Source organism: Jatrophihabitans sp. YIM 134969, assembly GCF_054456675.1.
In genome coordinates this window covers 1-14,314 of the sequence record NZ_JBTJEQ010000051.1, presented here as the reverse complement: position 1 = coordinate 14,314, position 14,314 = coordinate 1, and the positions used below count along the sequence as shown (strand labels likewise).

General features: G+C 73.4%; 15 protein-coding genes and 1 riboswitch. Of the genes, 3 read left to right on the top strand and 12 right to left on the bottom strand.

Annotated features, from left to right (window positions below):
* The first annotated feature begins 44 nt into the window (after positions 1–44).
* Positions 45–302 carry a hypothetical protein gene (locus ACXR2U_RS20265; protein WP_458826893.1) on the top strand — a complete coding sequence of 86 codons (258 nt, stop codon included), beginning with the start codon at positions 45–47 and terminating at the stop codon, positions 300–302.
* Positions 303–323: 21 nt separating this feature from the next.
* On the opposite strand, the gene ACXR2U_RS20260 is transcribed toward ACXR2U_RS20265, so the two are convergent.
* The 8 genes from ACXR2U_RS20260 to ACXR2U_RS20225 all read right to left on the bottom strand — a co-directional run bounded on the left by ACXR2U_RS20260 (position 324) and on the right by ACXR2U_RS20225 (position 7,482).
* Complete coding sequence (locus ACXR2U_RS20260) at positions 324–782, bottom strand: (2Fe-2S)-binding protein (protein ID WP_458826911.1); 459 nt, start codon at positions 780–782, stop codon at positions 324–326.
* Positions 783–837: 55 nt separating this feature from the next.
* Positions 838–3,138, bottom strand: coding sequence for a molybdopterin cofactor-binding domain-containing protein (locus ACXR2U_RS20255; protein WP_458826892.1), 2,301 nt, complete (start codon positions 3,136–3,138; stop codon positions 838–840).
* A gap of 165 nt (positions 3,139–3,303) precedes the next feature.
* Positions 3,304–4,008 carry an endonuclease/exonuclease/phosphatase family protein gene (locus ACXR2U_RS20250; protein ID WP_458826891.1) on the bottom strand — a complete coding sequence of 235 codons (705 nt, stop codon included), beginning with the start codon at positions 4,006–4,008 and terminating at the stop codon, positions 3,304–3,306.
* The gene (locus tag ACXR2U_RS20245; RefSeq protein WP_458826890.1) at positions 4,005–4,964 is read right to left on the bottom strand and encodes an ROK family glucokinase; all 960 of its coding nucleotides are present in this window, start codon (positions 4,962–4,964) and stop codon (positions 4,005–4,007) included. Before ACXR2U_RS20245 ends, ACXR2U_RS20250 begins: the two co-directional genes overlap by 4 nt.
* Positions 4,961–5,344: a hypothetical protein gene (locus ACXR2U_RS20240; RefSeq protein WP_458826889.1), complete on the bottom strand. Its 384-nt coding sequence runs from the start codon at positions 5,342–5,344 to the stop codon at positions 4,961–4,963. The genes ACXR2U_RS20245 and ACXR2U_RS20240 overlap by 4 nt, the downstream gene beginning before the upstream one ends.
* Positions 5,337–6,590, bottom strand: a complete 1,254-nt coding sequence (locus ACXR2U_RS20235; RefSeq protein WP_458826910.1) for an ArsA family ATPase — start codon at positions 6,588–6,590, stop codon at positions 5,337–5,339. Before ACXR2U_RS20235 ends, ACXR2U_RS20240 begins: the two co-directional genes overlap by 8 nt.
* Positions 6,591–6,603: 13 nt before the next feature.
* Positions 6,604–7,050: an SRPBCC family protein gene (locus tag ACXR2U_RS20230; RefSeq protein ID WP_458826888.1), complete on the bottom strand. Its 447-nt coding sequence runs from the start codon at positions 7,048–7,050 to the stop codon at positions 6,604–6,606.
* 9 nt (positions 7,051–7,059) lie between these two features.
* A complete protein-coding gene (locus ACXR2U_RS20225; RefSeq protein ID WP_458826887.1) occupies positions 7,060–7,482 on the bottom strand; it encodes a polyketide cyclase / dehydrase and lipid transport in 423 nt (140 codons plus the stop codon).
* A 140-nt stretch (positions 7,483–7,622) separates the two neighbouring features.
* Here ACXR2U_RS20225 and ACXR2U_RS20220 point away from each other — a divergent pair, with 140 nt between their 5' ends.
* A complete protein-coding gene (locus ACXR2U_RS20220; protein WP_458826886.1) occupies positions 7,623–9,416 on the top strand; it encodes an AMP-dependent synthetase/ligase in 1,794 nt (597 codons plus the stop codon).
* A 145-nt stretch (positions 9,417–9,561) separates the two neighbouring features.
* Here the strand turns inward: ACXR2U_RS20220 and ACXR2U_RS20215 are convergent, their stop codons facing one another.
* The 4 genes from ACXR2U_RS20215 to ACXR2U_RS20200 all read right to left on the bottom strand — a co-directional run bounded on the left by ACXR2U_RS20215 (position 9,562) and on the right by ACXR2U_RS20200 (position 13,925).
* Positions 9,562–10,671 (bottom strand): glycosyltransferase family 4 protein, encoded by a 1,110-nt coding sequence (locus ACXR2U_RS20215; protein ID WP_458826885.1) that lies wholly within the window; start codon positions 10,669–10,671, stop codon positions 9,562–9,564.
* Positions 10,668–12,062 (bottom strand): hypothetical protein, encoded by a 1,395-nt coding sequence (locus ACXR2U_RS20210; RefSeq protein WP_458826884.1) that lies wholly within the window; start codon positions 12,060–12,062, stop codon positions 10,668–10,670. The genes ACXR2U_RS20215 and ACXR2U_RS20210 overlap by 4 nt, the downstream gene beginning before the upstream one ends.
* Positions 12,063–12,118: 56 nt before the next feature.
* Positions 12,119–13,219, bottom strand: a complete 1,101-nt coding sequence (locus ACXR2U_RS20205) for a C40 family peptidase (protein ID WP_458826883.1) — start codon at positions 13,217–13,219, stop codon at positions 12,119–12,121.
* A 14-nt stretch (positions 13,220–13,233) separates the two neighbouring features.
* A riboswitch (cyclic di-AMP (ydaO/yuaA leader) is annotated at positions 13,234–13,371 on the bottom strand.
* A 215-nt stretch (positions 13,372–13,586) separates the two neighbouring features.
* Positions 13,587–13,925: a hypothetical protein gene (locus ACXR2U_RS20200; protein ID WP_458826882.1), complete on the bottom strand. Its 339-nt coding sequence runs from the start codon at positions 13,923–13,925 to the stop codon at positions 13,587–13,589.
* Positions 13,926–14,073: 148 nt separating this feature from the next.
* Between ACXR2U_RS20200 and ACXR2U_RS20195 the strand changes: the two genes are divergently transcribed.
* Positions 14,074–14,314: DUF2510 domain-containing protein (locus tag ACXR2U_RS20195; RefSeq protein ID WP_458826881.1), on the top strand; the 241-nt coding region annotated here is incomplete at its 3' end.

Sequence of the window (14,314 nt, the reverse complement as noted above, 5' to 3'; positions counted from 1 at the left end):
GTGGTCACCTGGTGCGCGGATCCTCGGATCAGGAGGTGGTCACCGTGACCGTCCATGTCCCGTCCGCGCGCGCCTGCACGCCGCAGCAGGTGTTCGGCACCTGGTGCCGCCTGACCGGCACCGACCCGTCCGCCTTCGGCCCCGACGAGCTCGAGGCGTTCCACGCCCGGCCCCAGGTCGCGGCGCTGGTCGAGGTCCCCTACGAGGTGCTGCTCGACGCCGGGATCGCGGCGGCGCGCCGCGGCTCGCTCCCCCTCGAGCGTTGGCTGCACGCCGTGCAGGTCGTGCGGCCCGTCGCCTGACGCACCGCACGCCCGGCGGCGTCACATCCCCGCGGCGCCCTGCTTGATCGCCTCGCGGATCCGGTGGTAGGTGCCGCACCGGCAGATGTTGCGGATCTCGTCGATGTCGGCGTCGCCGATCTCGTGACCGGCCGCACGCGCCTGCCGCACCTTCGCCACCGCGGCCATGATCTGGCCGGGCTGGCAGTAGCCGCACTGGGCGACGTCGACGTCGAGCCAGGCCTCCTGCATGGGGTGCAGGTCGCGGCCGACCGTGGCGGGCAGGCCCTCGATCGTCGTGATCTCGTCCGTCGGGGCGATGTCGGCGACCCGCACGCTGCACGGGTTGAACGCCTTGCCGTTGATGTGACTGGTGCAGGCCTTGCAGACGTCGATGCCGCAGCCGTACTTCGGCCCGGTGATGCCGAGCAGGTCGCGGATGACCCAGAGCAGGCGGACGTCGTCGTCGACGTCGACGGTGACCCGCTTGCCGTTGACCATGAGCGTGCGTCGGGGCACGGTGGTTCCTCCTCGTCGAGGGTGGGTGGGAGCGGGCTCAGAAGGAGTGGGCGAGGCCGTCGGTCGGCGACGGCGGCACCGGCGGGACGAACGGGTACGGGGTGAACGTCACCGTGTCGTGGTTGAGCGGGAAACGGGTCGGGACCGTCCCGGTCGCCCGGCCGTAGGCACACGCCGTGGCCGCCGCCACGGAGGCGACACCGAGCTCGCCCGCGCCACCGGGGTTCCCGCTGGTCGACGGCATGAGGACGATCTGCACGTCACCCGGCACGTTCCACTCGCGGGTGTAGCGGTAGTTGTCCCAGCTGGCCTCGAGGAACGCGCCCTCGCGCAGGTGCATCGAGGAGCTCAGCGTGAGGGCGATGCCGTCCATCGCGCCGCCCTGCAACTGCGCCTCCAGGCCGGTGGGGTTCACGACCTGCCCGACGTCGGCGACGGTGACCACCTTGGTCACCCGCGGACCGGTGTAGGCGTCGTAGATCCTGCGGTTGACCGTGGCCGGCCGGCAGTCGATCTCGACGAGCGTCGCGACCACGCTCTTGTACTCGGCGTGCACCGCGATGCCCTGCGCCGTGCCCTTCGGCATGGCCCGACCCCAGCGGCCGACCTTGGCGGCCTTGTCCAGCACCGCGCGCAACCGGGCGTCCTGCACGAATCTGCGGCGGAACTGGTACGGGTCGAGACCCGCGAGCTTGGCCAGCTGGTCGGTCACCACCTCCTGCGCCACCCGCACGTTCGGCGAGTAGATGTTGCGCATCGACCCGGTGTGGAAACCGCCCTCGATCTCGTTGAGCAACTGGCTCACGACGCCGTAGTCGTAGCTGCACGACGCCGTCAGCAGGAAGATCGACTGCGCCAGCGAGTAGTTGCCGCCGATCGGCAGCCGACCCGCCGCGGCGGTGAGGATGTCGCCGAAGCCGTGACGGAAGTCGGTCGAGACGCTGGTGTGGCGCTGCTCGTAGGTCAGCACGTTGCCGGCGAGGTAGGTCGCCTTGACCCGCGAGGTCGACATCGGGTGCACGCGGCCGTGGCGCGCGTCGTCGGCGCGGTGCCACATGAGCTTCACCGGCTTGCCGAACAGCTTCGACGCCTCCGCGGCATCGAGGGCCGCGTCGGCGAACAACCGGCGCCCGAACGATCCCCCGCCCGTGACGACGTGTACCTTCACCGCCGACAGCGGCAGCCCGACCCTCGCGGCGATGTCGGCCTGCGCGACGATCGGCGCCTTGACGCTCGACCACACCTCCGCCCGGGTGGGACGCACGTCCGCGATCGCGGTCCCCGGCTCGAGCGCGGCGTTGCTCGCGAAGGCGAAGAAGAAGCGCAGGTCGACGGTCTTGGTCAGGACGGGGAGTGTCGGCGTCGCCACCGGCAGCTCGGCGGCGATCAGGTCCTTCTCGACGTCGGCGTCCGAGCGGCCCGCGACCGCCTCGGGCCCGGGGTTCCAGGTGACCCGCAGGGCCCGGACGGCGTCGATGCACTGGCCGAAGGTCGCGGCGCGCACGGCGACGCCGGAGGACACCACGCCGACGTCGGTGACGCCGGGCATCCGCTTCACCGCTGCCAGGTTCTGCACGCGCCCGACGGTGCCCAGCAGTGTGGGCGGGCGGCAGATCATCGTCGGCAGGGCGTTGGGCACCTGCAGGTCGGTGGTGAACCGCTTGCGACCGGTGACGGCCGCGAGCGCGTCGAGGCGCTTCTGCGGCGTGCCGATGACCGTGAACGTGCCGGGGTCCTTCAGCGTGACCGGCAACAGCGTGGTGACCGCGGTGCCCCCGGCGGCGGCGAGGGTGGCGTACCCGATCGACAGTCCGTTCGGGCCGGTGACGGTGCCGTTCGCCGTGCCCAGCAGCGAGATGTCCACGCCCCACTTCGCCGCGGCGAGCTGCAGCAGCCGCTGGCGGGCACCGGCCGCTGCCGTGCGGACCGCGACGTAGGTCGAGCGGGTCGTGTTCGACCCTCCCGTCAGCTGGTTCATCACCAGCTCGGGGCGGGCGTCGGCCAGGGTGATGCGGACCTTCGACACCGGGAGGTCGAGCTCCTCGGCGATGAGCATGGCCGTCGACGTCGCGATGCCCTGGCCGACCTCGGTCCGGATCATCGCGAAGCTCGCGGTGCCGTCGGCGTTCACGACCACCGTGATGAGGCCGGCGGTGGGGGCGGCAGCGAGGTTCTGCGCGTCACCGAGGTCGAACAGCTCCTCCGGCTCCGGCAGCGACGGGATGCTCGCCTCGGCCTCACCCGCGCCCCCGACCACCTGGGCGACGGTCGGGGCGGCGACGACGAGCGCCGGGGCCGCCACCACCCAGGTCAGGAACTTCCGCCGGTCGACGTCCACGCGCGTCCTCCTCAGCCTCGATGCTGTCGCGACCCCAACGAGCGGGTGGAGGCGCAGGATGCGCGGTTCGCCCGATCTGGTCGGGACTGGCCGGCGCGACCCGAGCCTGCGGGCGAGCGGGTAGCGCCGGGCCGCAGCTGAGGTCCCCGACTGTCCGGGAAGTGGTCAGGCCACCGTCAGGTCGACGACCAGCGGGCGGTGGTCGCTGCCGACGAGGACGTCCGGCGAGTCGACCACGCGCGCCGTGACCGGGATGATCCCGGGCGACACGAACACCGCGTCGATGCGGCGGTCGGGCGCGGTCGCGCGGAACGTGTGACCGTCGCCCTCCCCCACCGCCGCCCAGACGTCGGTGGCGCCGTCACCGAGCGCCGCGAACAGCGCCGAGCCGGGACGGTCGTTCGTGTCACCGCCGACGATGCTCGGCAGCCCCGGGGCGAACCGTTGCACGATGCCCCGGATCTCGTCGGCGTGCCGCAGCCGCGCTGCCTCGTCGAGGTCGAGGTGGGTTCCCCCGACGACGAAGCGCGTGCCGCCGATGCGCAGCGCCGCGAGCGCGAGCCCCCGTTGGTGCAACCGGCCGCCGTCGGGTCGGCGTTGCGGCGAGAGCAGGACGTCCTCGGCGCGCTCCACCTCGACCTTCAGGTCGCACAGGAGCAGGTTGCCGGCGGCGGTGCGGCCACCGGTGACGACCACGAGCCCGGCCCGGCGCGCGATCGACGCCGCGTGCGAGCGCCACCGGGCGAACCGCGGCGCCTCCTGCACGATCACGACGTCGGGCCGCGCGTCCCGCATCACCCGGCCGATGGCCGCGGGGTCGTCGCGCAGGGACCGGACGTTGTAGCTCATCACCCGCAGGTCGAGCGTCACGGCAGGATCTCCGCCCCACCGCGCGCGAGGTCCGCCGCACCGACCAGGCCCGCCTCCGGGCCGAGCGCCGCCAGCACGATGTCGGCCTCCGGCCGGAACCCCCGACCGGTGAGGGTGTGCGCGAACTCGGTGCGCGCGGGCTCGATGAGCAGCGAGCCCGCCGCCGACACCCCGCCGCCGATGACGAAGATCGTCGGGTCGAGGACGGCAGCCAGGTTGGCGATGCCGCGCCCGAGCCAGCGGCCCATCGCGGTGTACAACTCGACCGCGCTGGGGTCGCCCTCGCGGGCGGCGTCGGTGACCATGGGGCCGGACAGCTTGCCGAGGTCACCGCCGGCGAGCTCCAGCAGTCGGCGGCCGGCCATGGGCGAGACCGCGCAGAGTTCGCGGGCGTCGAAGGCCAGGGCCGTGCCCGACGCGTACATCTCCCAGCACCCGCGGTTGCCGCACGCGCAGCGGCGACCGTCCGGGACGACCGTCATGTGCCCGTACTCGAGCCCGACCCCGTTGGCGCCGCGGAACACCTTCCCGTCGATGACGAGACCGCCACCGATACCGGTGCCGAGGGTGACGCAGACGGCAACGTCGGCGTCACGGGCCGCGCCGAAGCGGTACTCGGCCCAGGCCGCGGCGTTGGCGTCGTTCTCCACCAGGATCGGGACACCGACCCGGGCGATCAGTGCATCGCGCAACGGTTCGTCACGCCACGCGAGGTGGGGCGAGAACAGCACCGTCGCCCGGTCGTTGGCGATCCAGCCGGCCGCGCCGATGCCGACGGCCGCGATCTCGTGCCGTTCGCGCAGCACCGCCACGACCTCGGCGATGGTCTTCTCGGTCTGCTCGGCGTCGGTGCTCGGGGTGGCGCGCAGCTCCCGGTCGATGACCCGGCCGTGTTCGTCGACGACTCCGCCCAGCACCTTGGTGCCACCGATGTCCACGCCGATGGCGAGGCTCACGAGATCTCGTCCTCGTCGTCGAGCACGATGTGCTGCACGCGAGGTGCGGCCGGCTCGGGCTCCGCCGTCGACGGACCGTTGCCAGGTGCAGCGGTCTCGCGCACCTCGGCGGTGACGGCCGAGAGCGTCTCGAGCAGGCCCTGCCCCGCGGTGACCAACCCGGCCAACGATTCCGCCAGCCGCCCGGTCAGCTCGGGGCGTTCGCCACGCAACAGCACGATGACCGTGCACACCGGGCACACGCAACAGGCCGGGTCGCCGGTGGCCATGTGGCCGACCGCGGCGCTGGCCCGGCCCGGACCCTCGCCGCGGGCCCAGGTCCGGGCGGCGTCGGCGAGTTTCGCGGCTTCGTCGGCGAGCGATCCGATGTCGTCAGGCACGGTGGTCCTCCGCGGGTTCGCCGGGTTGGCCGGACTGGCCGGGCATCGGCATCGAGGACGGCCAGACCCGGGCGTCGGGGCGGAAGCGGACGACCAGGCGCGCGGGGCGCTCACCCTCGCCCTCGACCAGCCGACCCCCGGCCACCTCGCAGCGCCGCAGCACCGACGGCAGCGCGATGACCCGGCGGTGCGCGCCGAGGGTGACGACCAGGTCGTCGCCGGCCCGGGCGACCGTGGCCTCACCGCGCACGGCGAGCGGCAGTTCGAGGGTGAGTTCGAACCCGTCGCCGGCGGCGACGACGGACAGCAGGTCGCGGTCCGGTCCGGCGGCGAGGGGGTCGTGGCCGGGGTGCTCGCCGTAGAGCTCGGCCGCGAGCTCCCGCAGCGGTTCGAGTCCGAGCGGCTCGGCTTGGGCGTACGCCGCGCGGTAGAGCGGCAGCCCGGCGAACGAGGACGTGACGTCGTCGAGCCTCGCGGCCTGGGCCTTGTTCCACGCGCTGCGCCAGGCGTCACGGCCCGACGGCACCAACCGGTTCACGATGACGCCGTCGACCCGGTAGCCGTAGAGCGCCAACGCCGTGTACGTGCGGCGGGTCTCGGCCACGACCATCGCCTCCGGGGTGAGCACGAGCCGGACCGTCCCGGTGCGTTCGAGCAGTTCACGCACGGCCACCAGCTCGTCGTGCAACGCGACCACGGCGTCGAACAACCCCTCCGGCGGCAGGGCTTCCGGACGTCCGAGCACGGCGGCGAGCGGCCGCAGCCCGCGGGCCATCCGCCGCTGGGCGGGCAGGACGGCCCGCAGGTACCAGGCCAGCGCTTCGGGCAGGGCGAGCAGCCGGAGGGTCTCGGCGGTCGGCGCGCAGTCGACGACGAGGGCGTCGTAGTCACCGCTCTCCGCGTACTCCCGCACCGCGAGCAGCGCCAGGACCTCCTCGACACCGGGCAGGACGGTGACCTCGGCGGCCGTCACGGCGTCCATGCCCGCGCGGCGCAGCAGATCCAGCAGGAACCGTTGCACCCCGTTCCAAACCTGCTCGAAGCGGCGTTGGGTGTCCAGGTGGACCGCGGTGAGGTTCGGCGCGACGGGGACAGGCTCGGGGCCGAGGTCGACGCCGAGCACGTCACCGAGCGAGTGGGCCGGGTCGGCGGACAACAGCAGGGTGCGCACGCCCCGGTCCGCCAGCCGCACGGCCGTGGCCGCGGCCGACGTCGTCTTGCCGACCCCGCCCTTGCCGGTGAACAGGACGACCCGGTGGTCAGCCAGTGGACTCGACCCGCTTCTTCAGCTCTTTGAGAGCCGTGTCCATGATGACCTTCTCCGCCTTGCGCTTGAGCATGCCGAGCATCGGGATCGACAGGTCGACCGTGAGTTCGTACGTCACCTCGGTGACGTCACCCGCAGGCGTCAGGGTGTACGTGCCGTCCTGGGACTTCTGCATCTCGCCCTGGACCAGCGTCCAGCTCACCGACTCGTCGCCCGACCAGGTGTACTCGAGTTCGTAGGTGTCCTTGAAGACGCCGGCGTCGACCGTCATCTTCACCCGCTGCGGACGTCCGCCGTCACGGGCGCTGCCGGGCTTGGTGATCTCGGCGTTCTTCACCTGCTTGGCCCACTGCGGGTAGTCCTCGAAGTCGGCGATGACGGCCATGATGCTGGCCGGGTCCGCCGCGATCGAGATCGACTGACGCGAGCGCTCGGGCATGGGCGAACCCTAGACCTTCCGCTCCTCGAGCCGGTCCTTCAGCGCCCACGACGCCGCGAGCCCGGTCGCCGACCGACGGGCCTGCTCGCGGCGGACCTCGCGGGCCGGGACCCGCCGGCCCGGGGCCGGGTCGAGGCGCAGGAACTGGAACAGCAGCACGCCCTCGAACTCGGGGTGGACGTAGAGCTCGGCCGTCCCGTGCCAGCCGTGGTGGCGCTCGCCCGGAGGTTCCTCGACCGCGAGCCGGACGCCCTCGACCCCGCGGGCCTCGACCAACCGCGGCGCGAGCCCCGGCCAGAAGGCCTCCCACACCGCGGGGTCGGCGACGGCCTGGCCCACGCGGGCGGGCGGCGCCGCGATCCAGGTCTCGTCGGCGACGTGCACGAGCTCGCGCTGACCCTCGCCCCGCAACCGGAACGCACCCCCTGCCACGTCCACGGAGGGTAGGGCCTCACGGCGGAACGGTCGGGTGGGCCGCCGCGTCGGCTTTCCCCGGCCCCGACCACCGCCTAGGCTCTGTTACCAGCAGGTAACCCACCACCAGCCAGCCTTCGAGACCAGCGAGGTCGTGCGTGCGCGAGTTCTCCGTCCCTGCCACCGGCACCGAACCGACCGTCGTCAACGCGGCGTCCTGGGTGTCCCACAACGCCGCGACCCACCCGCGTCGGGTCGCGGTCCGCCGGCGCAGCGGCGAGGCCTGGGTCGACGTCGACTCGGCGACGGTGGGCGCCGACGTCGACCGGCTGGCCAAGGGCCTCATCGCCTGGGGCCTGCAGCCGGGCGACCGGGTCGGCCTGATGGGCGCGACCAGCTACGAGTGGATGATCGCCGACTTCGCGATCCTCGCGGTCGGTGCGGTCACCGTCCCGATCTACGAGACCTCCAGTGCCGACCAGGTCGACTGGATCGTCGAGGACTCCGGGGCGGTCGCGGTGTTCGCGCAGACCACCCTGCACCAGGACGTCGTCGAGTCGGTCCGCCGCAACGCGCCGTCGCTGCGCGAGGTGTGGTGCATCGACAACGGGGCGTTCAAGGTCCTCGGGGCGGCCGGCGAGAAGACGGCCGACGCCGACCTCACCGCGCGCCGTGACGCCGTCCGCAGCGACGACCTGGCCTCGATCATCTACACCTCGGGCACCACCGGCCGTCCCAAGGGGTGCGAACTCACGCACGGCAACTTCGTCAGCGAGGTCGACACCGCGGCCACGATGCTCGGCGACTTCCTCAACGACGACAGCTCGGTGCTGCTGTTCCTGCCGACCGCCCACGTCCTCGGCCGGATCATCCAGCTCGGCGCCATCGCGACCGGCTGCACCATCGGCCACACGTCCGACATCAAGAACCTGGTGCCGCTGCTGGAGTCGTTCCGGCCCACCTTCGTCCTGTCCGTCCCCCGCGTGTTCGAGAAGGTCTACAACACCGCGAAGCAGCGGGCGCACGCCGACGGCCGGGGCAAGATCTTCGACCTCGCCGACCGCCACGCCGTCGCGTGGTCCAAGGCCCTCGACACGCCCAGCGGCCCGGGGCTCAAGCTCAAGGCCGAGCACGCCGTCATCTCCCGGCTGGTGTTCAGCAAGATCCTCGCCGCGCTCGGGGGGAACTGCATCGCGGCCGTGTCCGGCGGCGCACCCCTCGGCGAGCGGCTGGGTCACTTCTTCCGTGGCGTCGGCGTGACGGTCTACGAGGGCTTCGGGCTGACCGAGACCTCCGCGGCGATCACGGTGAACCGGCCCGGCGCGATCAAGATCGGCACCGTCGGCCAACCGTTGCCCGGTGCAACCGTCAAGGTGGCCGACGACGGTGAACTGTTGTTCTCGGGGCCGATGGTGTTCCGCGGGTACTGGCAGAACGACGAAGCGACCAAGGAGACCATCACCGACGGCTGGTTCCACACCGGCGACATCGGCGAGATCGACTCCGACGGCTTCGTGAAGATCACCGGCCGCAAGAAGGAGATCATCGTGACCGCGGGCGGCAAGAACGTCGCCCCCGCCGTGCTCGAGGACCGCGCCCGCGCCCACTGGCTGGTCGGCCAGATGCTCGTCGTCGGCGACCAGCAGCCGTTCATCGCCGCCCTGGTCACCATCGACCCGGAGTCGTGGCCGACGTGGTTGTCGAAGAACGGCAAGCCCGCCGACGCCCGGGTCGCGGACTTCGTCGACGACCCCGCCCTGCGCGCCGAGGTTCAGACCGCCATCGACGACGCCAACACCCAGGTCAGCCACGCCGAGCAGATCAAGAAGTTCGTCATCGTGCCGGAGGACTGGAGCGAGGAGAACGGTCAGCTCACGCCGTCGCTCAAGCTCAAGCGCAACGTCGTGGTCAAGCAGAACGCCGACGAGATCGCCGCCCTCTACGCCAAGTAGCCCGCCCCGCCCTTCCCTCCACCCTCCTCCCCCACACCCACACACGGTGAGTGGGCAGGAAACCTCGTGAGTGGCGATCTCTTCCTGCCCACTCACGGGGGTAGGTGCCCACTCGCCCGGCTCGGCGCCCCCGGACCGCCCGCGCTCAGAGCCGCAGGAGTTCGGCCAGCCGGGCGGCGGACGCGTCGTAGGTCCAGTCGGCCGTGACCCACGCCCGCCCGGCGGCGCCCATGCGCTGCCGGGCGACGCCGTCGCGCAGCAGGACGACCACGGCGGCGGCCACCGCGTCGTGGTCGCGGCCGTCGACGAGCAGACCGGTCTCGCCGTCGCGGACGGCGTCGGGCGCGCCCCCGGAGTCCCCGACGACCACGGGCAACCCGGTCGCCGAACCCTCGAGGAACACGATGCCCAGTCCCTCGACGTCGAGACCGGCGCGGCGGGTCCGGCACGGCATCGCGAACACGTCACCCGCGGCGTAGTGCGCCGGCAGATCGGCGGCGTCGACGAGGCCGGTGAACGCGACACCGGCGCCGGCCCGCCGCCGCAGCGACGCCTCGTACCGACCGCCGCCGACCAGCAGCAACCGGGCGTCCGGGACGGCCTCGCGCACGCGCGGCCAGACGTCGACCAAGACGTCCTGCCCCTTGCGCGGGACCAGCCGGGACACGCAGACGACGGTCGGGTCGTCGCCGAGGCCCCACCGCCGCCGCACCGCCGCACCGTCGACGTCGGGCCGGAAGGTGTCGACGTCGACACCAGGCGCCAGCCGTTCCAGCTCGGCGTCGCGGAACACCGACGCCAGCCGGTCACCCGTGTACCCGCTGATGTACGTGACGACGTCGGAGCTCCGCCCGATGCGCCGCAGCAACCCGCGCGCGCCCGGCAGCAGCGCCCACCCGGTCTCGTGGCCGTGGGTGGTCGCGACCACGCGCGTCACACCCGCACGCTCGCGCAGCGCCGGACCCATGAGCCCCAGCGGGGCCGCGGCACCGAACCAGACCGTGTCGGCACCGAACCGACGCGCCTGTTCGGCCGCCTCGGCGGTCCGGCAGGGGGTGGGCAGCAGCATCGAGGTCGAGGCCCGGACCACGGGGAAGGGTTGGGCGGCGTCGAAGGCAGCACTGCCGGGGTGGTCCGAGCAGTACACCGCGAGCTTGTCCGCCGGCAGCCGGACGGCGAGCTCGTGCAGGAACGACTGGATCCCGCCGCGGCGCGGCGGGAAGTCGTTGGTGACCAGCAGGACCCGCGACGTCACGTGAGCTCCGCTCCGATGAGGGCGCGCCACCGGGCGGTGAACGCGGAGGTGTCGGTGCGCGTGGTGGCCCGCAGGGCGGCGGCGAGCACCGCGGCCGGAGCGGTCCCGCGGGCGGCGCCCGCGGCCACCGCCCGGTAGAACGCGGCGGGGGCGGTCGGTCCGCCGAGGCTCGCGACGGTCCGCAGGGCGTACCAGGCCTGTTCGTAGGCGGCTGCGGCCGAGGCGGTCGCAGCCGTGCCGCTGCCGGTCGAGGCGTCGGCCAGCGGGTCGAAGGAGGCGTCGGCGGGCAGGGCCGTCGGCACCCCGGCCCGCGCGACCTGCGCCGCCAACTCCGCCGCCACGGTCCGCGGCGGCTGGGTGCCGCCGAGGTTCGCGACGTAGTCGGCGAAACCCTCGACGACCCACGTCGGCATGCCCTCGACCGTCACGCCCCGGGTCGCCACGTGCGTGAGCTCGTGTCGCAGCAGCACGGAACGTCCGGTCGCGGTGAGGCGGGGGACCTCCGGTCCGCTCACGACGATCCGCTGCCCCGCGGCGACGTCCGGTCCCTCGGTCACCGAGGTCGTCGGCTCGGCGACGGCCAGCGCGGCGACACCGTCGATCGGGAAGCCCTCCCCGGCGATCGCGTCGAGTTCGGGCTGGGTGGCCGCGACCACGACCGCGACCCGCTGCGGCCAGTCGGTCCCCCACACCGCGGTGACGGCGCGCGTCCCGGCGTCGACGTCGGCCGCGAGTCCCCGCACGAGGGTCTGGGCCTCGGCGACGTCGGTGACGTCGTCGGACGCCGGGTGGGCGAGCACCACGCAGGTCGCGCCGCGGGCGACCACCAGCGGCCCGAAGTCCCACGGCCCGCGCCAGCTGGTCCCGCCGGCGGCGGCGAGGTCGGTGTCCCCGGCGAGCTCCCAGTCGGAGCCGCGGCGGACGACCGTCAGGTAGACCGTGTGCTCGGCCGGGCGGGCGTCGACGCCGGCGAAGGCGTAGATGAGCTCGGCCCGCACGATGGCCGCGGTGTCGTCGCCCAGGCGGGCCCGGGCCGCGGCGACCGAGGTGTCGTCGACCACGGTGCGCTCGTAGGCGAGTGCGAACGACGCGAACGGCACGCCGTCGGTGTGGTCGAACGCCGCGAGCTGGGCCGCCCGGAACTGCGCGGCGGCCGGCGCGTCGTCCAGACCCGCCGTGAACGCGGTGCGGTCGCGTCGCAGCAGGGCGTCGGCGTGGTCGCGCAGCAGGATCCGGACCGCCGGGCCGCCAGGATCGGCCACCGCCCCGGTCTCGCGGCCCGACGCGTCGCCCCCGCCGGTCACGACCAGACCGACCACGGCACCGGCGGCGAGCACGGCCGCGAGAGCCGCGAGCAGCCAGACGCGGAGGGGCAGGGCCGACAGACGCACGACGCCGAGCATGCGCGGTGCGCGTGCTCGGCGTCGAAGCGAGGGTGGGGCTGGGCTCAGGTGAGGCGGGTGGCCCCCACGGCACCGGCGAACAGCGGCGACACCTTGACGACGTCACCGGAGGTCGGCGCGTGCACGATCAGGCCGTTGCCGAGGTAGATCGCGACGTGGCTGATCGGGCTGTAGAAGAACACCAGGTCACCCGGCTGCATCTCCGACAGCGGCACGTGCGTGCCGTAGTTGTACTGCTCGGCCGACTGGTGCGGCAGCGAGACACCGGCGGCGGCGTAGGCCGCTGCGGTCAGACCTGAGCAGTCGTACGAGTTCGGGCCCGACGTCGCGTAGACGTACGGCTTGCCCCGCTGGGCGAGGGCGAAGTCGATCGCGATCTGCGCTGCGGCACTGCCCGCGTGGACCGAGAGGGTCGCCGGCGCCGCGGCGGCCGGAGCCGAGTCGCGGTTGCGGTACGTGACCTGCTGCACCGGGGTCAGCGAGGTCAGCAACGACTTGTACTTCGCCGTGCGGGTCTCGATGGTCTTCTTCTGGGCGGCCAGCGCGTCGCGCACCTGGGTGGCGGCGGTGACGGCCTCGGCCGAGGCCGCCTGCGCCGCGGCGGCGTGGGCCTTGGTGGCGGTCAGGGCGTCGACGACCTCGCTGTTGTGGCGGCTCACCGTGGCGAGGTCGCTCATCGTGTCGAGGTAGGACTGCGTGTTCGTGCTGGTCAGCAACGCGCCGGTCCGGCTCAGGCGACCGGTCTGGTACTGGACGACGATGGTCGCCCCGTACTCCCGCAGCGAGGTCTGGTACGCGGCCTGCGCCCTGGTCGAGGCGGCGGCCGCGGCGGTGGCGGCCTTCTGCTTCGCGGTGAGGTCGATGGTCGCCGCGTTGAACTTCTCGGTGAGCGCCTCGTTCTGGCGCGCGAGGTCGGTCAACTCGGCGGTCACCGAGGCGAGGGTCGGCGTGGCGGTGGTCGACGAGGAGGTCGACGGGGTCGGTGTCGGGTCGGCACCGGCGGGGGTGGCGAGGACCGTGACCGCGAGTCCCACGGCGGCGACCGCGGCGGGGACGGCCACGGTACGGCGGGGGCGACGGGACCGACCGGAGTCGGTGCGGGTGAGACGTGCGGGCAGGTCGAGCAGGTGGATCAGGGACGCCACGTTCCGGCGGGACCTTTCTTCCTACGTACCGCGTACCGGGTTAGCTGACGGGTTCGGGCCGGAAGACGCCCTACCGCGCGGCCGGCCGGAGCCGGACGCGCCGATTCACCCCTGGGACCGTGGTGGTTCCTGCCCGCTCGCGCTGGACTGTCGCGCGGTGGACGGTGGGTCCCCGGCTCGCTGACGGCAGGGGGTGACCTCACGACGGATGCCGTGGTGGTGGAGCCCCCCGTCGCCGAGAACTGCGATTCGGCGGTGACCTCCCCGGAGCGTTCCCTGTGGAACACAAGCGGCCGTGGAGGTCTCGAACAGGTTACGACAGCCCGGCCCGGGCGGCAAACACCCCCGGGCCGGGGAAACCGAACCCTCACGCAGTCCGGAACTGACGCCGACTCCCGGAGGACCGGCGGCGCCCGCCCCCACGGCCACCCGTGCCCGGGAGCAGACCCGCGGCGGTGAGCACGGCCACAGCCCGTTGCTCGCGCGTGTCGAGTTCGCGGCCGAGGTCGTCGGTGCGCGGCACCAGGGCCACCTCGACCGGCCGGGCCTCGGACGGGAACGCGAGGTCGGGCGGGGGCTGGGCGCCGTCCTGGTGCGGTGCGGTGTCGAGCAGCAGCCGCACCACGCAGGACGGGCAGGCGGGCGGGGACAGGTGTTGGCCGGGGCAACGCTCGCAGTCGACGATCACGGCGACCTCCTCGTTCACGGGCCGACCGGACGACCCGGCGACCTCCTGCCCGAGACGGTAGGAAGAGGGTCCGACAGTTTCGGTCCGTCCACCCGCGACCGGCACACCGCCCCGACCGACGAGCCCCCTCGCGAGGTCCCGTCGGAGAACAGAGAGCGAGACCACCGTGGAAGCAGGCTGGCACCCGGACCCGAGCGGCCGTCACGAGCTGCGGTACTGGAACGGGTCGCGCTGGACCGAGCACGTCGTCGACCGCGGCGTCCAGGCCGTCGACCCCCTGCCGGAGGCCGCTCCGGTCCTCCCGGCCGCGGGCCAGGTCCCCGCGGGCCACGGCCCCGCACCGGAGGACCACGGACCCGCGTCGAGCCCACCGGCAGCCCAGGCCGCGGCGCCACCGGCAGCGCGGG

Bases quoted from the DNA above. Each gene is read 5' to 3' on its own strand.
- ACXR2U_RS20260 (WP_458826911.1), bottom strand. From the start codon at position 782: ATGGTCAACGGCAAGCGGGTCACCGTCGACGTCGACGACGACGTCCGC.
- ACXR2U_RS20230 (WP_458826888.1), bottom strand. From the start codon at position 7,050: ATGCCCGAGCGCTCGCGTCAGTCGATCTCGATCGCGGCGGACCCGGCC.